At 59.3% G+C, this 22,275-nt stretch carries 17 protein-coding genes; 9 read left to right on the top strand and 8 right to left on the bottom strand.

Features of this window, described 5'->3' with window-relative positions; translation table 11 throughout:
• Nucleotides 1–10: 10 nt before the first annotated feature.
• Complete coding sequence (locus tag ABK249_RS21540) at nucleotides 11–439, bottom strand: hypothetical protein (protein ID WP_037156446.1); 429 nt, start codon at nucleotides 437–439, stop codon at nucleotides 11–13.
• Between the two features lie 401 nt (nucleotides 440–840).
• Between ABK249_RS21540 and ABK249_RS21535 the strand changes: the two genes are divergently transcribed.
• From ABK249_RS21535 to ABK249_RS21520, 4 genes are all read left to right on the top strand, one after another.
• The gene (locus tag ABK249_RS21535) at nucleotides 841–2,376 is read left to right on the top strand and encodes an ABC transporter substrate-binding protein (protein ID WP_052183078.1); all 1,536 of its coding nucleotides are present in this window, start codon (nucleotides 841–843) and stop codon (nucleotides 2,374–2,376) included.
• 77 nt (nucleotides 2,377–2,453) lie between these two features.
• Nucleotides 2,454–3,470: an ABC transporter permease gene (locus ABK249_RS21530; RefSeq protein ID WP_037157227.1), complete on the top strand. Its 1,017-nt coding sequence runs from the start codon at nucleotides 2,454–2,456 to the stop codon at nucleotides 3,468–3,470.
• A 1-nt stretch (nucleotide 3,471) separates the two neighbouring features.
• Nucleotides 3,472–4,329, top strand: coding sequence for an ABC transporter permease (locus ABK249_RS21525; protein WP_037156444.1), 858 nt, complete (start codon nucleotides 3,472–3,474; stop codon nucleotides 4,327–4,329).
• 1 nt (nucleotide 4,330) lies between these two features.
• Nucleotides 4,331–6,187 carry a dipeptide ABC transporter ATP-binding protein gene (locus ABK249_RS21520; protein ID WP_037156442.1) on the top strand — a complete coding sequence of 619 codons (1,857 nt, stop codon included), beginning with the start codon at nucleotides 4,331–4,333 and terminating at the stop codon, nucleotides 6,185–6,187.
• Nucleotides 6,188–6,217: 30 nt separating this feature from the next.
• Here ABK249_RS21520 and ABK249_RS21515 read toward each other — a convergent pair whose 3' ends face one another.
• Nucleotides 6,218–6,922, bottom strand: coding sequence for a hypothetical protein (locus ABK249_RS21515; RefSeq protein WP_227704481.1), 705 nt, complete (start codon nucleotides 6,920–6,922; stop codon nucleotides 6,218–6,220).
• 372 nt (nucleotides 6,923–7,294) lie between these two features.
• Here ABK249_RS21515 and ABK249_RS21510 point away from each other — a divergent pair, with 372 nt between their 5' ends.
• Nucleotides 7,295–8,092, top strand: coding sequence for an ABC transporter substrate-binding protein (locus ABK249_RS21510; protein ID WP_037157224.1), 798 nt, complete (start codon nucleotides 7,295–7,297; stop codon nucleotides 8,090–8,092).
• A 69-nt stretch (nucleotides 8,093–8,161) separates the two neighbouring features.
• The gene (locus ABK249_RS21505) at nucleotides 8,162–8,836 is read left to right on the top strand and encodes an amino acid ABC transporter permease (RefSeq protein WP_037156432.1); all 675 of its coding nucleotides are present in this window, start codon (nucleotides 8,162–8,164) and stop codon (nucleotides 8,834–8,836) included.
• Nucleotides 8,837–8,840: 4 nt separating this feature from the next.
• On the opposite strand, the gene ABK249_RS21500 is transcribed toward ABK249_RS21505, so the two are convergent.
• Together ABK249_RS21500 and ABK249_RS21495 are read right to left on the bottom strand one after the other, a co-directional pair.
• Complete coding sequence (locus ABK249_RS21500) at nucleotides 8,841–9,356, bottom strand: MarR family winged helix-turn-helix transcriptional regulator (RefSeq protein ID WP_037156430.1); 516 nt, start codon at nucleotides 9,354–9,356, stop codon at nucleotides 8,841–8,843.
• Between the two features lie 67 nt (nucleotides 9,357–9,423).
• Nucleotides 9,424–11,001, bottom strand: coding sequence for a phytoene desaturase family protein (locus ABK249_RS21495; RefSeq protein ID WP_348863948.1), 1,578 nt, complete (start codon nucleotides 10,999–11,001; stop codon nucleotides 9,424–9,426).
• A gap of 321 nt (nucleotides 11,002–11,322) precedes the next feature.
• On the opposite strand from ABK249_RS21495, the gene ABK249_RS21490 reads away from it, so the two are divergent.
• The 3 genes from ABK249_RS21490 to ABK249_RS21480 are packed head-to-tail and all read left to right on the top strand — an operon-like array spanning nucleotide 11,323 to nucleotide 14,299.
• Nucleotides 11,323–12,108, top strand: a complete 786-nt coding sequence (locus tag ABK249_RS21490; protein WP_210056070.1) for a cyclase family protein — start codon at nucleotides 11,323–11,325, stop codon at nucleotides 12,106–12,108.
• Nucleotides 12,109–12,168: 60 nt separating this feature from the next.
• Nucleotides 12,169–13,758, top strand: a complete 1,590-nt coding sequence (locus ABK249_RS21485; RefSeq protein WP_348863946.1) for a phytoene desaturase family protein — start codon at nucleotides 12,169–12,171, stop codon at nucleotides 13,756–13,758.
• 31 nt (nucleotides 13,759–13,789) lie between these two features.
• Nucleotides 13,790–14,299: a MarR family winged helix-turn-helix transcriptional regulator gene (locus tag ABK249_RS21480; RefSeq protein ID WP_348863945.1), complete on the top strand. Its 510-nt coding sequence runs from the start codon at nucleotides 13,790–13,792 to the stop codon at nucleotides 14,297–14,299.
• Between the two features lies 1 nt (nucleotide 14,300).
• On the opposite strand, the gene ABK249_RS21475 is transcribed toward ABK249_RS21480, so the two are convergent.
• The 4 genes from ABK249_RS21475 to ABK249_RS21460 form a co-directional block, all read right to left on the bottom strand.
• A complete protein-coding gene (locus tag ABK249_RS21475) occupies nucleotides 14,301–15,674 on the bottom strand; it encodes a virulence factor family protein (protein ID WP_348863944.1) in 1,374 nt (457 codons plus the stop codon).
• Nucleotides 15,671–18,253: a bifunctional lysylphosphatidylglycerol flippase/synthetase MprF gene (gene mprF, locus ABK249_RS21470; protein WP_348863943.1), complete on the bottom strand. Its 2,583-nt coding sequence runs from the start codon at nucleotides 18,251–18,253 to the stop codon at nucleotides 15,671–15,673. Before mprF ends, ABK249_RS21475 begins: the two co-directional genes overlap by 4 nt.
• Nucleotides 18,254–18,347: 94 nt before the next feature.
• The gene (locus tag ABK249_RS21465; protein ID WP_348863942.1) at nucleotides 18,348–19,895 is read right to left on the bottom strand and encodes an indolepyruvate oxidoreductase subunit beta family protein; all 1,548 of its coding nucleotides are present in this window, start codon (nucleotides 19,893–19,895) and stop codon (nucleotides 18,348–18,350) included.
• A 10-nt stretch (nucleotides 19,896–19,905) separates the two neighbouring features.
• Nucleotides 19,906–22,059 (bottom strand): indolepyruvate ferredoxin oxidoreductase subunit alpha, encoded by a 2,154-nt coding sequence (locus ABK249_RS21460; RefSeq protein WP_037156417.1) that lies wholly within the window; start codon nucleotides 22,057–22,059, stop codon nucleotides 19,906–19,908.
• Nucleotides 22,060–22,275 lie beyond the last annotated feature (216 nt).

The following is a 22,275-nucleotide window of genomic DNA, read 5'->3' as shown; positions in this document are numbered from 1 at the left end:
CGTCTTGTCCTCAACCTCTTTCCAGCAGGCCCTTGATCAGGAACATCTCGGCCTCATGGATCGTCCCGAACTGGATCCATTCCGCATCCGTCTGCGTTTCGAGCCGCCAGGTGAGCAGCGTCACCACGCATCTATCCGGCCCCATACGGAGAAGCTCACCCGGAATGACCCGCGACATGTTGCGGAACTGCATAGCCTCCTTCGTCGCGCCGACTTCGTAGTCCACCTGCAGCCGGGTGTGATCAACATGGAGACGCACATAAGTCGGCTTGCCGGTGAACGTCGATGTACCGCGGAAGAGTCCAGGCTCCACCTCGGTGCGATTCAAGCTGCCCCATGCCCACTGACCCTGTTTCAGACCGTCGGACATAAGCTCGAAGGCGGCCACCGCCGGGCGGTTCACCATGACGCTGCTGGAATGGCAATGCGGATCGATCATGGCGTCCCTTTCTAAACCTGTGGAGCTGTCTCTCTAAAAGACATTTTAAGCATAAAATAATTGGAAAGAACGTCAATGATTTTTATGACGAAGGCTTCGAGTTCAGTCGTCTGCAATTGACAGCTGCTCTGAATTTCAACCAGGCGGCATCTTGAAAGCCATGATTTCCGGCATTTTGCACGTTCTGGTCGATTCGATTCTCGCTTCCCCGCGATCTTAAATTTTAGGCTTGAAGTAATTTATACGTCGTTCTACGATCCCCTCAATTGTCGAGGGGACGGCCGCAAAGAACGGCACCAAACAGAACCATCAGAAGCCCCTGACAGGATTGCAGGCTTGCGTTTCACAAACCGCCGCAGGTCCATCGGCCCGTGCCGATGGGCAGAACCAGAGGGATCGTCATGACTTTTGAAATTGACCGCAGAAATCTCCTGCAGATGCTCGGCCTCGCCGCCGTGGGCGGCTCCGTGCTCTCGCAGGCCACCTTCGCTTTCGCTGCAGATACCGACAACGTCACCATCGGCTGGCCGAGCGACGTGCCGTCCTGGGATCCGAACCTGCGCTTCGTGCCGGATGCGCAGCCGATCTTCAAACTTGTCTTCGACCAGCCACTCGACCAGGCGCCCGACCTGAAGCTCATTCCCAATCTCATCAGCAAATGGGAACTGAAGCCGGACGGTCTCTCGATGCCGTTCGAGATCCGTAGCGACGTGAAATTCCACAATGGCGATCCGATGACGATGGAGGACTTCAAATACACCTTCGTCGAGCGCGTGAAATCCGGCCTGAAACTGGATATTGCCAATTCCTGGCGCACGCTGACGGATATCGAAATTACTTCGCCGACGAGTGGCGTGATGAAATTCTCCGCCCCGACCCCGACCGCACCGCAATGGCTTGCCTTCCTCGGCAGCTATCTTGTGCCGAAGAAATATGTCGAATCTGTTGGTCCCGAAGAATTCGCCAAGAAGCCGATCGGCACTGGTCCCTACAAGCTCGTGGACTATCAGATGAACTCGCGCATTGTGCTGGAGCGCAACGATGACTATTTCGGTGCCAAACCGAAGGTCAAGCGCGTCACGATCGATATCATCAAGGATCCGTCGGCGCGCACCGCAGCCATCCAATCCGGCCAGGTGGACTTGACTGTCAACATCCCGGTCCGCGAAGCCGAACGCCTCGGCAAGACCGAGGGCCTGACCGCCGAGATCAATCCCTTCACCCGCCTGATCCTGCTGCAGATGCGCAACGACAAGGGCTTCAGCGACATGGCCGTGCGCCTTGCTGCCCATCATGCGATCGACAAGTCAGCGCTCTCCAAGGCCTTCTACGGTGGTGCCGCCGTACCGCTCTCCATTCCGGCGACACCCGGCACGCCAGGTTACCTGCCTGACTACAAGTTCGCTTACGATCCGGAACTGTCGAAGAAACTGCTGAAGGATGCCGGTTACACGGCCGACAAGCCGGCGACCTTCACGCTGGCTGCCACCAACGGCCAGTTCCCGAGCGATTTCGATATTGCCCGCGCCCTCGTCCAGATGTGGCAGAAAGTCGGCCTCAAGGTCGAGCTGCAGCAGATCGAATATTCGAAATATTTCGAGCTGAACCGCGGCGGCCAGCTGCCGGAAGCGACCCTCTACAGCTTCGACAATGCTACCGGCGACCCCGAAATCTTCTCTGGCTATCTCATGAACCCGAAGATGCCGTTCGGTGCCTGGAAGGGTCAGGAGATCGGCGACAAGATCCTCAAGCTCTTCGTCGAGCCGGTTTATGAAAAACGCATTGCCGGCTACAAGGAAGTGGCCAAGGAAGCCGTCGAAACCGGCGCCAATATTCCGATCCTGCAGAGCGTCCAGACACTGGTGCGCAAGAAGAACCTCAACTACGTCAAGTACGGCAATGCCTGGGTTCTGGGCAGCACCATGTCCTGGTCCTGATGCCGGCCTGATGAAACTGTTCGGGGTCCGGGCCTGTCCGGCCCCCTTTTCCTGATATCGTAATACGGGGCATGCGCATGTTTGCGACCATTGCCAATTTGCTGGTAAAGCGCGTGCTGACCGCGATACCGATCCTTCTCGTTGTTTCCGCGCTTCTCTTCTGCATCCTGCGCATCCTGCCGGTCGATCCGGCCGCCATGTCGCTGCCGCCGAATGCCACGGTCCAGGAGATCGAGGCGATGCGTACGGAAATGGGGCTCGACCGGCCTCTCTACGAACAATACGGCATCTGGCTCAATCAACTCCTGCATGGCGATATCGGCCGTTCCATCCATTTCCGCCAGGATGTGACATCGCTGATCGGCGGCACGCTGCCAGCCACGATCGAGCTTGCCGTCATCGCCATGATGGTCGCTACCGTCTTCGGCCTTGCCGGCGGCTTGTTCCTTTTTTACGTGCGCGGCACCCGCGCCGAAGCCGTGATGGATTTCATCTCCATACTGCTGCTCTCTCTACCGGAGTTCCTCTGGAGCCTTTTCCTGCTCCTGATTTTCGGGGTCTTCTTCGAGATTCTGCCATTCACAGGGCGGCTGAGCCCCGGTTTTGAACGACCGGTTGTCACAGGCTTCCTGCTGATCGACAGTCTGGTCACCGGCAATATCTCGACCTTCTTCAATGCGCTGGAGCATATGATCCTACCCTGTCTCGCGCTCGGCATAGCGCTTTCCCCCTCCCTGATGCGCGTGCTGCGCTCCAGCCTGCTCGACGCCTATCAGGACGACTATATCCAGCAGGCGCGGCTGCGCGGACTCTCGGAGAAACGGATCCTGATCCGCCACGGATTGAAGAACGCCATCCTGCCGACACTGAGCCTCATGGGTGTCCAGTTCGGTTTCCTCTTTGGAGGCACGTTGCTCGTCGAGATCATCTATTCCTATCCGGGCATGGGCAATCTGATGGTCGATGCTATTCGCAACGCCGACCTGCCGATCATCCAGGGGGCGGGGCTCACCTATTGCATCGCGGTTCTGGTGATCAGCATCGTGGTCGATAGTCTCTACCTAATCCTCAACCCGAAACTGAGGATGCGCTGACATGCAACCACTTCCCCTCTGGCTGAAATCCGGCCGCGTTCAGACCGGCCTTGTCATCATCTCCATCCTCGGCATCTGCGCTGTCTTCGCACCCTATCTCGCGCCGAACGATCCGAACGAGCAGAACCTTCTCGCCATCCTCACGCCGCCCGCCTGGGCCAATGGCGGGGACCCGATGTTTCCGCTCGGCACCGACAGCCTTGGCCGATGTATTCTCTCTCGCCTGATCTTTGGCGCCCGCGTTGCCCTCACCGTCGCCTTCACCGCATCGGTCGGCGCCATGATCCTCGGCGCGATCTTCGCCCATGTCGCCGGCTACTTCGGCGGCTGGGTGGATTGGCTGATCGGCCGCGTCGTTGAAATCTGGCTCTCCTTTCCGCCGGTCATCCTGTCGCTGATCCTCATGGTCGGCCTCGGCACCGGCCTGCGCAACGTTGTGCTGGCAATCATCCTCGTCGACTGGACCCGCTTCTGTCGGGTGCTCAGAAGCGAGGTGATCGTGCTGCGACGCCGCGACTATGTCGCCGCCGCCCAGCTTGTCGGCTTCTCACATTGGCGCACCATTACCCGTGAGATACTGCCGGGCACATTGCCACTTTTGATTACCCTCATGAGCCTCGAAATGGGTGTCGCCGTCATCGTCGAGGCGATCCTTTCCTTCGTCGGCATGAGCGTCGGTTCGGAAACCCCCGCCTGGGGTCAGATGATCGCCGATGCCCGCCAGAATATCTACGAAGCACCGTTCAACCTGATCGCGCCGATTTTTGCGATCTTCTTCGCAGTCTTCGGTTTCAACATCCTGGGCGATGGGCTGCGCCGCACGCTCGACACGCGCCTGACGCAGACGGAGCGTACCTGATATGGCCATTCTCTCCGCACAAGGTCTCTGCGTTGAATCGCTCGGCGGCAAGGAAAGCTTTCCGGTCCTGACAGACCTCAACTTCTCGCTGGGACCAGGCAAGATCCTCGGCCTCGTGGGTGAATCCGGCGCCGGCAAATCAATGATCGGCCGCACCATCTCGCAATACCTGCCGAAAGGTTTTGCGGTCACCAGGGGCACGCTGGAGTTCGATGGCGAGGATCTGGTGAGCATGGTGCCGGAACGCCGCCGGAACCTTCTCGGACGTGACATCGCCTTCATACCGCAGGAGCCGCTCTCCGGCCTCAACCCGGTCTTGAGCGTCGGCCAGCAGATGAAGGAGCACCTTCTGCGCATCGGCCTCGCCCCCGGCGAGAACTGGCGCGAGCGAGCACTGAAGGAATTCGAGTCGGTACACCTGCCGCATGGCTCGGCACTGCTGGAAAAATACCCGCATCAGCTTTCCGGCGGCATGTGTCAGCGCATTCTGATCGCCATGGCCTTTGCCAGCCGGCCCCGCCTGCTCATTGCCGACGAACCGACGACCGCACTCGACGTGACGATCCAGGCGCGTATCGTCAAGCTGATCGCAGAGATGCAAAAGCGCGACGGCACCGCGGTAATCTTCATCACACATGACCTCCGTCTCGCCTCCCAGATCAGCGACGAGATCATGGTGCTATATGCAGGCCGCCCGGCCGAACGCGGTCCCGCCAAACAGCTCTTTTCGGCACCGGCGCACCCTTACACGCGCTGTCTGCAGCTTGCCAATCCCACGATCAGTGGCCCGCGCCGCGGCCTGTTCATTCTGCCCGAGCGCATGCCGGGCTTGCGCGTGCTGAAGGAGCTTAAGGGTTGCCGTTTCGCGTCACGCTGTCCAAACGCCGTCGAAGCCTGCACCGAAAGCGAACCGCCGCTCGCCGATATCGGCCCGAACCATATCGCCGCCTGCATCCGCACCGAAAAGACGCCGGAGATCATGCCACCGCTTCTAGCCCCCGGCCGCGAGATCGTCTCGACGAAAATCCACCTCAACGGAGAAAAACTCACCAAGGCCTATACGACCGCCTGGAGCCCGTTTGCCAGGCGCAGCAGCTTCAAGGCCGTGAACGGCGTCGACTTTACCCTCGGCGAAGGCGAATTCGTGGGAATTGTCGGCGAGAGCGGCAGCGGCAAGAGCTCGCTCGCCCGCCTCGTCGTCGGCCTCGACACCCCGACCGAGGGCAGGATCACGCTTGCCGGCCGCGATGTGACGGCCAACGGCAATGCGGAAAAAGCCTATCGCCGGGAATATATCCAGATGGTGTTCCAGGATCCGCAATCGGCGCTCAATCCGCGCAGGCGCATCGGCAGCATCGTCACTCAGGCGAACGAGGCCAATGGCCTGCACAACAGCTCGCGCGAACGCATGAGCCGCGCCGCCGAACTTCTGAAGGAGATCGGCCTGCCGCCTGACGCAGCCATGCGTTTCCCCTCCCAGCTTTCCGGAGGCCAGAAGCAGCGTGTCAACATCGCCCGCGCCCTTTGTACTTTGCCGCGCATCCTCGTTGCGGACGAGATCGTCTCCGGCCTCGACGTCTCAGTCCAGGCCCAGCTTCTCGACCTTCTCCTGAAGCTGCGCGATGAGCACGGCTTTTCGATGCTGTTCATCAGCCATGACCTTTCCGTCGTCCGTTACCTCTGCGACCGGGTCATGGTCATGTATCGTGGAGAAGTCGTCGAAAGCGGCAGAACGGAAACCGTCTTCGCCGATCCGCAGCATGCCTATACCCGCAGCCTGCTTGCCGCAGTACCTCCGGATGACGTCAATCTGGAATGGTCGCCGGTTTTGGCAGAAGCAGGATATCAGGTCGAGTAATTTATTCTTCAGGCCCGGCGGAACCGCGCTTCACGGAACAATGATCCTGGTCTCCATCGGGTAATGGGAATTGCCGCCTTCGAAGGGCGGGAAGGTCTTGAAATCTTCGCGCATGGCAACACGCGCCGGTGATTGCAGCGCCGCCTGCAATGCCACTTGGCTGTCAAACATCACCCGGTTGCGCTGCATATGGTTGACCCGCTCCCACGGCAGAAAGCCGCACCAGTCGATGCGCGACAGGACCTCGATCTGCCTGATGCCCGGGAAAGTGCGCATGACCTGCGGATGATGGCTGACATAGTGATGCATCCAGACGTTCAGGTCCTCGGCCGGCCCGGTATAATGCACCACGTAGGAACAGGGATTTCCGTTCTTCTCAATATCGAGCTTGCCGTCATCGACCGGAAAATGCCGGACATACATTGCCTGCTGTGTCGCCTTCGCCCCGCGGATACTCGCAAGCACGCCGGATGCTGCAAGCTGCTGCAGGTGGCCTGTCGGCGCCATTGCCTCTTCGAGCTCGGTGAGCTCGTTGAAATAAAGCTGCATGCCGAAGACAGGGGACTGCTCATCCTTGTTGTACATGTCCCTCGTGACCTCGGGTGTATAGAGATTGGCCGAGGTGAGGCCAGGCGTCAGCTTGATGATCTCGGCGACGGTCTCGACATCCGCCTTGCTCACTACGAGTTGGCTTCCGTCCACATTCTCGAAAAACGCGAAATATGCAAAACGCATGGCTGGACTTTCCCTGCTACATTGTGAGGTCGCAACACATGCGGGGCGGCCTCCGCTTCTCCGTCAATGCTCGACTATCGAACCGGCGGAAGGAAAAAACAAGCTTTAAACCTAAACTATTTCGCGGCTCGATTTTTCCCGGAATTGGTTGGATCTTATATGATTTAAGCTTCAATCTTTTCGCTTGAAAGTCGCCGGGTTTTCGAGCACGATCCGCTCATTCGCGCCGTAAACGAGGATATGAAACGCTGCCGGATTGCTCTTGGGGAGAGCCCGTTTCGTTTATTCCATTTATCGACGACAAGAAAAAACCGTATCCGGTCCGGCGGAGAATACTCCCGGTCAAAACCAGAGGGAAGGAAATCTATGATCATGCCCTTTTTTCGCCGCGCCTTTATAGGCATTGCAGGCGCAACAACCCTGTTCATCGCCAGCGCTGGCTTTGCTTCGGCCGAAGCGCTCGTCGTTGGCTCCTATCCGAGCAACCCGCCCTTCGAATACAAGACCGCCGACGGCAAGTTCGAAGGCTTCGAAGTCGACATCGTCAATGAAGTGGCAAAACGCCTCGGCATGACGGTCGAGATTTCCGACCTCGGCTTCCAGGCACTCTTCGCCGCGACGGCCTCCAAGCGCATCGACGTGGCAATCTCCTCGATCACGATCACCAAGGAACGCCTCGGCAGCCAATCCTTCACCCAGCCCTACTATGATTCCGACATGGGGATCGCCACCCGCAAAGAGGCCAAGCTCGCCGCGGTCGAGGATCTCAAGGATAAGGTCGTCGGCGTTCTCGCCGGCTCCACCGGCGACAAATGGGCCAAGGAAAACAAGGAAAAATACGGCATCAGCGACATCAAGAGCTATAACGCCCAGCAGGACTTGCTGATGGACCTTTCCGCCGGTCGTGCTGATGCCGCCGTGAGCGACGTGCCGGGTATGGAATATGCTTTCCTTAAGATGAAAGACCTCGTGGTCAAGGTCCGCATCAAAACCGGGGAGCAATACGGCCTGATGATGACCAAGGATCATCCGCTGCTCGGCAAGGCGAACGATGCGCTTACCGCAATGAAGAAGGATGGCACCCTCATCGCCATTCATAAGAAATGGTTCGGCACCGATCCCGCCGCAGACTCCGCCACTGCCACCGAACAGCCGCTGCCGAAGCCTTAAGCCGGCTTCCATCGAACAAATTCCATCCATGCCGGCCGGAAACGGCCGGCATTTTCATGAGAGACGGACATGACCCTCCTCGATACGTTCTTCAATCTCGGGGTTCTCGGCGATGCGTTTCCGGCGTTGCTGCGCGGGCTGGTGAACACCTTCCTGCTCGGAATTGCCGGTATCGGCTTCGGCATTCCCTGCGGCCTCGTGATCGGCTTGCTGCGCCTCTACGGGCCGAAACCGCTACGCTATGCCACGGTCTTCTATATCGACATCTTCCGTGCGACGCCCATGTTGGTCGTGCTGATGCTGATCTATTTCGCATTGCCTTTCATCGGCATCCGCCTGTCATCATGGACCTGCGCGATATTGGCCTTCACGATTGTCATGGCCGCCTACATGGCCGAGGTCTTCCGTTCCGGCATCGAGAGCATTCCGAAGGGTCAGTTCGAAGCCGCCGCGGCTCTCGGTCTCTCCTTCATCGTAACGTTGCGCAAAGTCGTATTGCCGCAGGCGGTTCGCATCGTCATCCCGCCGACTACCAACAATTGCGTCTCGATGTTCAAAGACACATCGCTTGCCTCCACGGTGGCTCTGGCGGAGTTGATGAAGGAGGGCCTGGATGCGCAGGCGCTATATGCCAACCCGACGCCGCTGATCGGCGCAGCCCTGATCTACATCGCCTTTCTTTGGCCGATGGTGCGGTTGGTGAGTCTGCTCGAAAAGAAATTCAGCAAGGAAAAGAAGCGGTAAAGCCCTATTCGAAGGCCGCGCCCGAGAGATGGTTGCTGGCCGAGACTTTGACTGCCCCAATTTCCGACCAAAGCCCCGAGATCATACGAGGATCGACGTCCGCCATCATCTCCTGTAGCCAGCGCTCATGCGCGGCGGCCATCGTAGCAAAGAATATCGTACCATTGTCGGTGAGCTTCGCGACGGTAACGCGCCGGTCGGCATCCGGCGTCAACCGCTGGATGTAGCCATCCGCCTCCAGCCGTTCGACCAGACCAGTGACATTGCCATTCGTGACCATCGTGCGCTTGGAAAGTTCACCGAGGCGGAGCCCGTCCTTCTCACGATAGAGCTGTGCCATGAGATCGAATTGCGGCAGCGTGGCGCCGAACTCGGCCCGAAGCCGCCGGCGGATTTCCTGCGAAATCAGTTTGGTCGTAGACAACATGCGCAGCCAGAGACGCAATTCCGGCTTGGAACGCCCCTGCACGCCATGGACGATAATCTCCAGGTCGACATTGATTACGTCCGCTTCTGCCATCCCAATACAGCCCTTTCACTCGACCAAGCTCTAGAAGCTGATATTTGAAATGTCAAAGGAATCGTGTTCAGCTCTTGCCGGCCAGCATCTTTGCCAGCATGAATCCCGATCCGGCCCCAGTTCCAGCGCCCGGCCAGGTGGCGGCGCCGCAGAGATAGAGCGACTTCACCGGCGTTTTGTAACGAGAATAACCGGCGACCGGCCGGAACAGGAAATTCTGGTCGAGATGATGACTGCCGGAAAGATTGTCGCCGCCGATCAGGTTCGGATTCTCCCTTTCGAGATCAAGCGGGGAAAACACTGCGCGGCCGAGGATTTTCGCCTTCGTACCAGGGGCATAGTCCTCCAGAATGTCCAGCACCCGATCGGCATAGGCTTCCTTCACCTGATCCCAGTCGGTTCCCGCAATCGTGCCGGAAGCATCGCCGCGGATCCCCGCCGGCAGTACGCGAACCTGCACCCAGAGAACATGCTTGCCCTCCGGCGCGCGCGAGGGATCGAGCGCCGTGGGCTGGCCGACGACCAGCGCCGGTTCAGTCGGCAACAAGCCTGCCATAGCCTCCGAATAGACCCGCGACATCATCGCCAGGTCCGGCGCCACATGCACATAGGCAAAGCCCTTCAATGCCTCGCCGGCTTTCCAGTCCGGCAGGCCATCCATTGCCAGATGGATCATCATCGTGCCCGGCCCGGCACGGAATCTTTCGACCTTGCGATCGAATGACTCACGGGCCGGATCGGCATCGACCAGCTTGCCGAACAGCAGTCTCGGATGGACATTGGAAATGACCGCCTTGCGGGCGGAAATCACCCCCCCGTCTGACAGCTTGACGCCTGTTGCTGTGCCGTTCGACATCTCGACCCGCTCAACCGGCCTGCCGAGCATCAGTTCGCCGCCTTTTGCCTGCAGCAATCCAGTCATGGCTTTGATGATCGTATCGGCGCCGCCTTGGCCGATCACCATGCCAAAAGCCTGGTTCGCCATGCTTTCGAGATACGGAAACAGCGCTCCACCGGCGACATCCGGCGCAAAATCGAGATGCAAGCCCCAAGCACTCATCATCGCTTTGACCTTGTCATTTTGGAAGCGGACATCGAGGAAATCGCGAGGTGAAGCGAGCAGCATGCGTGCCGTGTCATAAAGCCAGCCAGTACCCTTTTCACGCCAAGCCTTCCAGAGCACTTTCGCCGCAGCAAGCGACGGCATGGGCGAACCAAGCAACCCGAAGATATGCGGGGCGTCCGAGCCGAATTCGGCGAAGAGTTCTCGCCATGCCGCCGCATCCTGTGACGAGATTGACTCGATCGCCCCGACCGTCTCTTCGAGATCGGTCGAGACCCCGAGATGGGTGCCGTCTCTGAAAACGCTCGAGAAACAGCGTTTGGCGGGTACCAAGCCGAGTCCGTGGGCGATCAGTTCGTCTTTATATGTCGCAAAGAACGGCGAGCCGGCGAACATCGACAGATTCATGGCCGCGAGATCGTGCCTGAATCCCGGCAGCGTGAAATCACCTGTCTTCACCGCGCCTCCCGGCTCCTGCTTGCCTTCTATGACGGCTACCGACCAGCCTCGTGCGGCGAGATGAATTGCGCTCGCAAGCCCATTATGACCTGCCCCTATCACCACCGCATCATATGCCGTCATCGCCGTTCCCCTGGATCACTTTATTTATCCATATGCATACATTTTCCGGAATCGGCATCAAGGGGTCGCAGCCTGAGAACAGCACGACGACACGCAGGATAGCCTCTTCTCAACGCAAGATGGGGCCGCTTATTCCGGAGAAATCCATGAACTCCGTGCTCGAACGGAGCACGCAAATTTTTGCGCGCGGTAGCGACGCTCGATTGCTTGCATCCTCATATTTTCTGAAATAGGCTCGCCCATCGGTTAGCGGCATCCGGCGGAGGAAACCGGCCTGCCGCCCTGCTCACGAAACCGGTCATTCAAGGGGAACTCGGCATCATGTCTTCCAACACGCTTTCCAATCTCGCTTCCGCTCTTCTTTCCGGCTCGGTCAAGGTGGTCGACCTGACAGCGCCGCTTGGCCCGGATACGCCGGTGCTCTATTTGCCGCCACAGTTCGGCAAGAACACGCCGAAAGTCGCGGTCCACACGATCTCCGCCTACGATCAGGACGGTCCGTTCTGGGCCTGGAATTGGCTGGAGCTCGGTGAACACACCGGCACACATTTCGATGCGCCCTGTCATTGGATCACCGGCAAGGACAACCCGAACAACACAACAGACACCATTCCGCCGCAGAATTTCGTGGCGCCGGTCAACGTCATCGACCGCTCCACGGAAGCCGCCGAAAACCCGGATTACCTGCTGACCGTTGACAGCATCAAGGAATGGGAAGCCGAGCACGGCGAGATCGAAGCAGGCAGCTGGGTGCTGATGCGCTCCGATTGGTACAAGCGCAACGGCTCTACCGAAACCTTCCTGAACGCCGACGAGAACGGCCCGCATTCGCCGGGCCCGACCGCCGAAGCGATCGAATACCTGCTTTCCAAAGGTATCATCGGCTGGGGTCAGGAAACGGTCGGCACCGATGCCGGTTCGGCCGGCGGCATGAACCCACCTTTCCCGGCGCACAACCTCATGCACAAGAACAACAAATACGGCTTGGCTTCGCTGTCCAACCTCGACCAGCTTCCGCCCAAGGGGGCGGTGCTGATCGCAGCGCCGCTCAAGTTCGTCAAGGGCACCGGCTCGCCGGTCCGCGCACTGGCTCTCATCGCCGGCTAAATCTCTGAGGGCTGGACCGTTCGCGGTCCGGCCTTTTCCATATCCGGCAAAGAGGGCGCTATGGCGGATTTCGATTACATCGTCGTCGGCAGCGGCATCAACGCTTTGGTCGCTGCCGCCATGCTTGGGAAGAAGGGCAAACGAGTCCTCGTTCTCGAACGAAACGACCGCATCGGCGGCTGCCTGCGAACCGAGGAAATCACCGAGCCAGGCTTTATTCACGATGTGATGGCAACCACAATGGTGCTTTTCCTGACCTCGCCCGCCTATGGCGTGCTGGGCAAGGACCTGGAAGATCACGGCCTGGAATTTGCTCACGCCGACCTGCCGACCGGCGTGCTGCGACCGGATGGTTCTTCGGTGATCTTCTCAAAGGACCGGCAGCGCAACATTGCCAACTTCGAGGCGCTGGCTGAAGGCGACGGCAAGGCTTTCGACCGCGAGATGAATGCGCTCGGTGCGGACGCAACCTTCCTCTTCTCACTGCTTGGCGGCGCGCTCTGGTCCGGCACGACGCTGAAGACCGTCGCAAAGCAGGGCTGGGGTAAAGGCCTCCGCCAGCTTGCCGCCTGGTTCGGAGACGCACTGAAACCTGCCCGCGGTTACCTTGAAACCACCTACAGGTCCGAGGCTGCGCATGCGCTCTGGGCACCTTGGGTGTTGCATTGCGGGCTGGCGCCGGAAAGCGCCTATTCGGCCGAGATGCTCAAAGTCATCGGTTTTGCAATCGAGCTTGCCGGCTGCCCGATCGTCAAGGGCGGAGCAGCCAATCTCGTAACCGCTTTCGAACGCTTGATCGCGAATCAGGGAGGCACGATCCGCACCGGCGCAGATGTCGAGCGTATCCTTGCCGGCCAGGGCAACAAGGCCGCCGGTATCCGGTTGGCAAGTGGTGAGGCGATCCAGGCGACGTCCGGCGTCATCTGCTCCACAACGCCAAACCAGATCTACGACCGGCTACTGAAGGACTGGCCACGGCCGATACCGGCCGAAGTCGCCGATGGCGTCGCCCGCTACCGCTACGGCAAAGGCGACATGCAAATTCACTATGCGCTTTCTGCGCCACCTCGTTGGAAGGGCGATCCCGATCTCGGCAAAGTCGCGCTGCTGCACCTGACGCCTGGACTCGATGGCGTTTCACGCGCCACCAACGAATGCGAGCGCGGCCTTCTGCCCGCCGAGCCAACTGTCTGCGTCGGCCAACCCGTGAGTTTCGACCCCTCACGCGCACCGGAAGGCAAATCGATCCTCTGGCTTCAGCTTCCGGAGGCTCCGCGCGTTATCAAGGGCGATGCAGCCGGTGAGATCGCCGTACCTGCAGATGGCAGTTGGACAGAGGCAGTGCGTGAACATTATGCAGACCGCATCGAGGCAATCCTTTTCCGTCACATTGAGAACTTTGCCGACATCAAGCTTGCCCGCCGTGCTTATTGTCCCGCCGATCTTGAGGGGATGAACATGAACCTTGTCGGTGGCGACCCCTATGGCGGCTTTTGCGGCCTGGATCAGTTTTTCCTCTGGCGGCCCTTCAAGTCGTCTGTTAACCACCGCACCCACGTGCCGGGTCTTTATCATATCGGCGCCTCGACCCATCCAGGTCCTGGGCTTGCCGGCGGCTCCGGTTTTCTGCTTGCATCGTCGTTGCGCTGAAACGCAGCGGCCGAAAATATCAAGAGGGCTCATGGCAGAACGGTTTTCAGGTGTGGTGCTACGCCGGCATCAGGAAGGTGATCAGGTGGGTCGGCCCACGATGGGGGAAATCGGCCTCAATCACTTCGCCCCCTATCTGATGAACCGCATCATCGCCCGCTGGAACTCTAATATGGCGGAGGAGTTGCGCGAATACGAACTCTCGACTGCCAAGATGCGCACGCTGGCTGTCCTGAGCGTCTCCGCCTCACTCACCATCAACGAACTTTCCGTTTTCGCTGTCATCGAGCAGTCGACAATGAGCCGCACGCTCGATTCTCTCGAGGATCAGGGTTATATCCGCCGCACGCCGCGGCCAGAGGACATGCGCATCCGCGACGTGACGATCACCGAAGACGGACGGGATGCCTTCGCTCGCTTCTGGCCGACCATGTACGATTCGCTGCTACAGATGTTCGACGGCATAGACGAGGAGGAGTATCGTGCCTTCACAGGCACGTTGCATAAAATCCTCCTGAACATCCGCAAGCACGAGATATGACCTACCTGTTCGCGAGCCGTGCTTGCAGGCTGTCACGGATGCGTTTGCCGAGCGCCTGATAATTCTCATCGAAATGGTGCCCGCCTTCGATCGGCACGACCTCGACGCCGCGGTCCTTCAGCGTTGGGCACGGGTCATCGTCCTCGTCCGTGCCATAGACACACTGGATAATTTTCGGATTGATCTTTGCGATGTCGTTCATCGGATCGTCGCCTTTCCCAGTGGCGGTGACACCGAGCCAACCTGTGACGGAAATCTCGTAGTCCACTTGGTGAGACAACCCGAGCAGCGTGATCTGCTTCACCCTTTCCCGATCGGCCACCGGCAGGAGATTGTAGGTGGCGGGCAGCACATCGGCTCCAAAAGAGTAACCGATCAGCAGCACGTTCTGGACGCTCCACTGCCGGCGATAGTGCTCGATGATTTTTGCCAGATCATCCGCCGTTCCTTGTGGCGTGCGTTCGGACCAGAAATAACGCAGCGAATCTACCCCAACTGTCGGGATGCCTTGAGACTGCAGGTAACCACCCACCTCGCTATCAAGGTCACGCCAGCCGCCATCACCGGAATAAATTACCGCCATCGTGTTCATAGCTGGCTTTGCATCGAGTACCGTCAGCGGCAAGTCGAGCGGCTGGCCGCTTTGGCCTGCCACCGCAATATGAGCCAGCAGAACCTCTGACAAAGCCTCTTCCGCAGTCGAGCCGGAATCGGCAAGTTCCACCTCCGGATGCTCCTGCTTCAGCCGCTGGCCATGCGCCCTGCCGGCAGCATCAGCAGACGCGGTGGAGATGATTGTTACTGCGGCCGGCAGGGCTCCATCGTCAAACCCATAAACCGTGCGATCGCCAATTTTCTGCTTCGAGGCGGGAGTGCAGAGTTCCTTGGCGAGCGGGATGCCGGCTGCCGGGTCGACAGCGATCGCCTCGCCTATAGTTGCATTCGGGCTCTGGGAGATCATGGCAAGCGCAAGTGCCCCGCCTTCTCCGATCCCGGCCACGATCGGATGACGATAATCCGGATTGCCGATCCGTCGCTGCACCTGCTGAGAAACATCCTCGATGTCGGATACCATATAGACGCATTCGCCATCATCGGCAGCAAGCGATTTGATATATGCCGGAAAATCGATGCCGACCACTGCGGCGCCGGCATTCAGCAGAGCTTGGGCCTGCGTCTCCTCCCGCACGCCCCAGCCCTGCCCGTCCGAGATCAGGAAAACGATGCCCTGGAGATCATCTCCGCTCTTCGGCACCATGATACGCGGCGACCGGATCAGGCCGGTATGATAATCCTGCTGCTGAGCGACGGCGGTCGTGACGCAGGAGAGCCAGCCAACAAGCGCGATGATGCAAAAAAACCGCAGGAACATCATTTACCAACCACTCCTCTCAAGCCGCCGCCGATCAGAAGCGTCGCGTCCATCATCACGATGGCAGGGCTGACTCCGCCCGCCACGGCGAGGTAGCGCGGCTCCCAGCTGGGATGGAACTTCGACTTGAAAGCTTTCAATCCTTTGAAGTTGTAGAACCGTTCGCCGTGCTCGAATACGACGCTGCCAATCCGGTCCCATGCGAGCGCGACTTCGCGCGTGGACATTCCCGAAAGTGGCGCCATGCCGAGATTAAAATGTGCATAGCCGGCATCGCGCAGATATTCCATGACTTTCACGAACAAAAAATCCATGGATCCTTTCGGTGCTTCCGGCGAAAAGCGCATCAGATCAACCGTTCCTTCCTGTTTCGTATCGGTGATCAAAAGCGTCGCGAAAGCGACAATTCGACCTTCCTTACGCAAAACCGCCACCGATTGCGAAGCGACATAATCATCTCGAAAAGCGCCCAGCGAGAACGTCTTTTCGCGCGTATTGTGTTCCGCAAGCCAGGCATCGGAGACCTGCCTGAGTTCCTCGATTGAAGCCATCACCTCCGGCGCGTCGATGACCGAGAACTCCAGCCCCTCGCGCATGCCTTTGTTGACAGCCTGCCGCAGTCCGGCGAGACGACCGCCTTTGAGATCGAAATGCGAAAGATCGATAATCGCAAGTTCGCCAAGCCTGAAGGCCCTCAGCCCGGCATCGGCGCAATGGGAAAGCAGGCCGGGTGATATTTGATAAAACACTGCACGGCCCCCCCGACTGCGCGCCTCTTCGACAAAACGCCAGACGAGATCTGCCGTCTCCTCTTGCGGTCCGACGGGATCAAAGAGGGCGATCCAGGACCGTCCCTGGATGCCGTACATGAGAAAGGCACGGCCACTCTCGGAGAACATCAGGCGCTTGTCTCCCATCCGGACCAGATTGGCATCGGCGTTGTCCTGCGCCATCACGATCTGGATTGCCCGTCCGAGATCGTCCGCGGTTGATGGCGGCGAGCGCCGGGTGGCCGGCCGCAACAGACTGTAAAAAGAGATGGACGCCGCGAAGATCGCCAGGCCGAGAACAGCACGCAGGCCGCGTGGCGCCTCTTCGGAAACCTCGAACTGCCACCAGAGCTCGTGGCTGTATTCCACCTCGCGGTAGACGAAAAGCAGCACTGTGGCGGCCGTAGCCACGATAATGAGCATGGCGGCAATCCAGCTCGGCGATAGCACCTGCCCAAACAGCGATGCCCGGCGGTTGAACTGTTTCGCGCTGAGAATAAGACCGACCAGCAGAATGACGAGGAAGATGGCTTCAAAAGGAGCGATCGCGCGCACGAAAGCGAAGACGAGTGCAAGAGCAGCGCAGACCATGCCTGTCCACCAGGCTCCATCCAACCGCTGGCCTATGCCGCGCGCTGCCACAAAGAGGATGAGGCCAAGGATGCTGGAAAGGAAATGCGCGCCCTCCACGAACGGCAGCGGCAAATAGTAGGAAAGGAAATTCAGGTCGGAATCCGGCGTCGGCGTCACGCTTGAAAAGATCAACATTACGCCGGCGATTATCGCAAAGGCGGCGAGCAGCGGCGGCACCAGCCGGAATTCCAGCTTGCGTAACGTGGAAGCCACCGGATGATGGGCAAGCTGACGTATCTCGACGCCGATGACCACGAGCGTCGCGATGAGCAGCGGCAGAACGTGATAGACGACACGGTAAAGAACCAGACTGCCGAGCACTTGATCGATGCTGACCGTATTGCCGAGTGCTGCGATGATCACGGTTTCGAAGACACCAAGGCCGGCAGGCACATGGCTCAGGACTCCGAGGCCGACGGCGGTGGCATAGATGGCGAGGAACGAAGGCCAGCCAATATTCGTCTGCGGAAGGAGGACATAGAGGACGGAGGCCGAGGCGGCAATATCAAGCGCTGTGATGAGGAACTGCTGCGAGGACGTCCGGGTATCCGGCAGACGGATGCTCAGACTGCCGATCGAAATCGTCCGTCCATCACGCCCCGATATCACCAGGACGGATAGCATGATGATGATCAGGATTGCTCCGGCACGGATCCAGCCACCATCGGCACCCAGAATCGCTCCGATCCTTGGTGCCGTGACGAGCGAGGCCAGTGCCGTGACGGCGAGCAATCCGATCCCGAAGGCCAGTGTCACGAAGGCGATGACACGACCGATATCATCTGGTGAAAGGCCAAGGCGGGAATAAGCGCGAAAGCGGATAGCACCGCCGCTCAGGGCTCCGAATCCGGCCGTGTTGCCGACCGCATAGGCACTGAAAGCGGTCATCGCGACCGGCATAAACGGCAAGGTGCGGCCGATGTACGCTAGCGCGTTCATGTCGTAGCCGACGAGCGCCGCAAAACTCAGCATGGTGAAGAAGACAGCAAGCCCGATTGCAGGCCACCGCGTATTGCCGAGCGCTTCGATCACATCGTCATAGCTCACCTCGGTGGTGAGATTGTAAATGGCGAACGTTGTGAAGGCGAACACCACCACCACCGCGAGCGCGATGATGTAAGAGCGGTACGCCTCGATGATATCTCGAAAGCGGCCAGGCTGACGATCCGTGGTTGTCATGGTGATTTACCGGTGCCGAGGAACTGCGCATCCAGACTTTGGTCAGATGCGCGGCAAAAGCAACGGGATCGCGGCTTTAATGTGTCTGATATGCTTAAAGCGTGGCGACTGTCTTCAAGGCGCCGTCAAGCGCGATCCCGTTCTCGTCGAGCAGTGCAGCCTGACGCAAACGTTTCATCCAGATCGCACCGTCCTCGCGGTCGCTAAGTGTCATCAGCGCCGACATCACCCGGTCGAACTTCGAAAGTCCCCGCGCATGGGTATCGGAATAGCCCTTCACCAGCCGACGATTGTTGATCACTTCGACTGCAAGATCATAGTTCCGCGAGAGCAGCGGAGTCGCCGCATTGAGCCAAGCCTCGAGGTGCTCGGTCTCGCGCAGGTGTCGCAACGTGCCGCGACGGATACGGCGCAGCGCCGCGAGCGTATAGAGCGTCAGGAACCAGAAGAGGGTGCCGGTTTGCACCCGGCGGCCCTTGTTGATGCGTCGGTCGAGCCAGGAGAACAGCTTTGGACGCTTCTCGACCCAGAGACCAAGCCCCTTCGGCAGCGCGCCACAGACCTCTTCCATGCGCGGATGCATGTATTCGGTCATGTAGAGGATCTGGTCCTGCTTGACGCCGACCTCCTTGCGTACCCGGTCGAAGCGGCTGCCGCGGGTCTTCAGGTCGGCAACACGGATCACGTCGTCATAAGCCATCGCAACGGCGACATATTTCGCCGACTGAACTGTGAAGGCATAATCCTTCTCCTCGCCGCCATTGGCACGGTCGAGAGCATGGAGCTGACCCACACGATCAAGATACTCGCCGGCATACGCCGGATCCTGGAAATCCGCGAGCTTCTTGACGCCGGCAAACAGCAACGGCAAGGCGACTTCCGGAAATTCGGCACGCAGGCGATGCACCAACCGGTCGAGCTCCGGATGACCGGCCGTTTCCGGCATGGCGTCGAAACGCTTCGGCGGCGAGGCGCTTATCTCGTCCCGTGGCCTCGCCCTGGCCCGGTCGAACGCGGCATTGAAGGCCTTCAGGCTCGCCTCGATGCCTTTGCCTCCACCACGGATCGTCGCTTCGAACGCATCCTTGGAAAAGGGCAGGACGTCGGCTGCAGCCAGTGCGCCGAACATCGAGGCGGAAATCACGCTGCCGTTCTTGAGCGCCAGCGTATCCATGTCGAAAACAATCGTCCGTTTGGCGGCGAAATCCGTGGCGCCGACCACAACCGTCGGATCGCCGATGCCGTCCCCCGGCTTTTCCTTCTCGCCGACTGCAAACGAGCGGTGCGTCGAAGCGATCAACACCGTCTTGTCCGGCGTCACGAGGCCACGAAGAACCGAACGGCCAGCCTCCATCAGCTCGGCGGCGAGCACGACATCCACATCGCCCGGTGTCGGCATCAGGGAGAAGATCGGCGAGACACCATCCCTGGCCGGCAGCATCTCGATGTAATAGATCGTGGCGCCGGTGCGCTGGGCGACGCCCGGCACTGAGGTGGATTGCGCCATCCAGCCCTGCTCTTCAGCAAGCGCAACGATCCAGTCGGCGAGCACGCCACCGCCCTGGCCGCCCATGGCGAGAATGGCGAGCGTCAGCGGCTTGTCGGAAGCGATCAGCGTCTTCAGGTTCACGGTTTCGTTCATAACCTTGTCCTTAATCCGCGAACACGATGCGACCGGCAGCGCGGCGGGCCTGGAGCCACCCGATGACCTTGTTACGCATATGGGAGACGAACCTGTCCCAGCCGGTCGGGTTGTGGATGACATCGGCGCGATAGAAGGACGGACAGAGGACCGCAGCCTCCGAAACCTCGCCGCAATTGCCGCAGCCGACACAGCTATTGTCGATCGCCGCAACCGGATCATCCTTCAGGGGATCATCGGTATGCTTGACCGAAAGCGACGGACAGCCGGAAAGCCGGATGCAGGCGTGATCACCCGTGCAGACGTCTTCGTCCACCCCGAACCGTTCCTTCACCATGCGCTTGCCATCCTTCACCGCCTTGGCGAATTGCGGCTTCACGCGGCGCTGCTTGTTCAGCATGCATTCGGAGGAGGCCACGATGATCTTCGGCCCCTTCTCCTTGGTCGTCAGCGCTTCCTTCAACGTGTCGCGCATCTTGGCGACGTCATAAGTGCGGTCGATCTGGCGCACCCAGGTGGCGCCGATGCCTTTCACGGCATTGACAATGGAATTGTTCGTCTTGCGGTTTGGATTGATAGCGCGCGATGAAAGGATGTCCTGCCCGCCGGTCGCCGCCGAATAATAATTGTCGACGACGAGAATGACGCCGTCCTGTTTGTTGAAAACCGCGTTGCCGACCGAGGTGGCAAGACCATTGTGCCAGAAACCACCGTCACCCATGACGGCGATCGAACGCTTGTCCGCCTCGACATTGAAAGCCGAGGCGGAAGCCGGGCCGAGACCATAGCCCATCGTCGTGCCCCCTATATTGAAGGGCGGCAGGATCGAGAAGAGATGGCAGCCGATATCCGCCGAGACGTGATGCTCGCCGAGTTCCTTTTCGACCAGCTTCATGGCCGCGAAAATCGGACGCTCCGGGCAGCCAGTACAAAAGCCGGCCGGACGGGCGGGCACGACTTCCGCCAGCGCCTTGACTTTCGGATCATTCAGGATCGGTGTCGGGTCCGGAACTGGCGGCTGGTTGCCAAGCAGGATTCGGTCATACATTTCGATAAAGGTTTTCAAACCCTTCATCATCACCGGTGCGGTATATTCTCCACCAAGCGGCAGGATATCCTTGCCGTGGAGCTTCGTCTGAATGTCCCGGCGACGCAGGAGCGTATGCATCGTCTGCTCGATATATTCCGGAGCGCCTTCCTCCACCATGATCACGGCCTTCTTGCCGACACAGAAATCGACGACCTCCTCGTCGATCATCGGATAGGCGACGTTCATCACGTAGAGCGGGATCGATGAATTGCCGTAGACGTCAGCCAGTCCGAGTTGCTGCAGGGCGCGCATGACGCCGTTATACATGCCACCCAGCATGATAATGCCGATTTCACCCTCTTCCGGACCGAAGAACTCGTTGAGCTTCTTCTCCTTGATGAAGTTGACGGCTGCCGGCCAGCGGCGCTCCAGCTTGTCCTTCTCGTGAATGAAGTTTGCCGGCGGCAGCACAATACGGTTCACGTCGCGCACTGGATTTTCGAGCGCCTGCTTCAGCGTATAAGTCGGCCGCTTGTTGTCCTTGGCAACGAACTGGCCATGCACATGGCAGGCGCGGATACGCACTTCCAGCATGACCGGCGTGTTCGATGCTTCAGAAAGCTGGAAACCATCCTCGACCGCCTGAACGATTGAAGGCAGATTCGGCCGCGGATCAAGCAACCACATCTGCGATTTCATGGCGAAAGCGTGGGAACGCTCCTGCATGATCGAAGAGCCCTCGCCAAAATCCTCGCCGAGAATGATCAGCGCGCCGCCGTTGACCCCGCCGGAGGAGAGGTTCGAGAGCGCATCCGAGGCGACGTTGGTGCCGGCCGTCGATTTCCAGGTCACGGCGCCGCGCACCGGATACATGACCGACGCCGACAGCATGGCGGCAGCGGCGGCCTCGGACGCGGACGTCTCGAAATGCACGCCGAGATCTTCCATAACATCCTTGGCGTCGGCCAGCACGTCCATCAGATGCGAGATCGGCGAGCCCTGGTAACCGCCGACATAGGAGACGCCCGATTGCAGCAGCGCCTTGGTGATCGCCAGGATGCCCTCGCCCCGAAAGATTTCACCTTCTCTAAGCTTCAGATCCTCGACTTCGCGGGCAAATGATCGCTCAGCCATGGCAGTTCCCCTTCGCCTCGTCGGCCTCAAGCTATAAACATTTGCAAAACCATATTTTTGACGTCATGCATTTGTCAATTCACAATTTCCACTAAGGCGTCCAGCTGAATTTTGGGATTCTGATGAGTCACAAGCGTCACTTGTCAGAACATTTATATATGCAATTGCATATTATTGGATCGTGCAGGAATAAAAAACACTTGTTTTGGCCGCAAA

The sequence above is a fragment of the Neorhizobium phenanthreniclasticum genome (assembly GCF_040066075.1).
Classification (GTDB): Bacteria; Pseudomonadota; Alphaproteobacteria; order Rhizobiales; family Rhizobiaceae; genus Neorhizobium; species Neorhizobium petrolearium.
This window is presented reverse-complemented; position numbering and strand designations above follow the sequence as displayed.

Excerpts from the sequence above, each read along its gene's own strand:
- ABK249_RS21540 (WP_037156446.1), bottom strand. The coding sequence starts at position 439 with ATGATCGATCCGCATTGCCATTCCAGCAGCGTCATGGTGAACCGCCCG.
- ABK249_RS21535 (WP_052183078.1), top strand. The coding sequence starts at position 841 with ATGACTTTTGAAATTGACCGCAGAAATCTCCTGCAGATGCTCGGCCTC.
- ABK249_RS21530 (WP_037157227.1), top strand. The coding sequence starts at position 2,454 with ATGTTTGCGACCATTGCCAATTTGCTGGTAAAGCGCGTGCTGACCGCG.
- ABK249_RS21525 (WP_037156444.1), top strand. The coding sequence starts at position 3,472 with ATGCAACCACTTCCCCTCTGGCTGAAATCCGGCCGCGTTCAGACCGGC.
- ABK249_RS21520 (WP_037156442.1), top strand. The coding sequence starts at position 4,331 with ATGGCCATTCTCTCCGCACAAGGTCTCTGCGTTGAATCGCTCGGCGGC.
- ABK249_RS21515 (WP_227704481.1), bottom strand. The coding sequence starts at position 6,922 with ATGCGTTTTGCATATTTCGCGTTTTTCGAGAATGTGGACGGAAGCCAA.
- ABK249_RS21510 (WP_037157224.1), top strand. The coding sequence starts at position 7,295 with ATGCCCTTTTTTCGCCGCGCCTTTATAGGCATTGCAGGCGCAACAACC.
- ABK249_RS21505 (WP_037156432.1), top strand. The coding sequence starts at position 8,162 with ATGACCCTCCTCGATACGTTCTTCAATCTCGGGGTTCTCGGCGATGCG.
- ABK249_RS21500 (WP_037156430.1), bottom strand. The coding sequence starts at position 9,356 with ATGGCAGAAGCGGACGTAATCAATGTCGACCTGGAGATTATCGTCCAT.
- ABK249_RS21495 (WP_348863948.1), bottom strand. The coding sequence starts at position 11,001 with ATGACGGCATATGATGCGGTGGTGATAGGGGCAGGTCATAATGGGCTT.
- ABK249_RS21490 (WP_210056070.1), top strand. The coding sequence starts at position 11,323 with ATGTCTTCCAACACGCTTTCCAATCTCGCTTCCGCTCTTCTTTCCGGC.
- ABK249_RS21485 (WP_348863946.1), top strand. The coding sequence starts at position 12,169 with ATGGCGGATTTCGATTACATCGTCGTCGGCAGCGGCATCAACGCTTTG.
- ABK249_RS21480 (WP_348863945.1), top strand. The coding sequence starts at position 13,790 with ATGGCAGAACGGTTTTCAGGTGTGGTGCTACGCCGGCATCAGGAAGGT.
- ABK249_RS21475 (WP_348863944.1), bottom strand. The coding sequence starts at position 15,674 with ATGATGTTCCTGCGGTTTTTTTGCATCATCGCGCTTGTTGGCTGGCTC.
- mprF (WP_348863943.1), bottom strand. The coding sequence starts at position 18,253 with ATGACAACCACGGATCGTCAGCCTGGCCGCTTTCGAGATATCATCGAG.
- ABK249_RS21465 (WP_348863942.1), bottom strand. The coding sequence starts at position 19,895 with ATGAACGAAACCGTGAACCTGAAGACGCTGATCGCTTCCGACAAGCCG.
- ABK249_RS21460 (WP_037156417.1), bottom strand. The coding sequence starts at position 22,059 with ATGGCTGAGCGATCATTTGCCCGCGAAGTCGAGGATCTGAAGCTTAGA.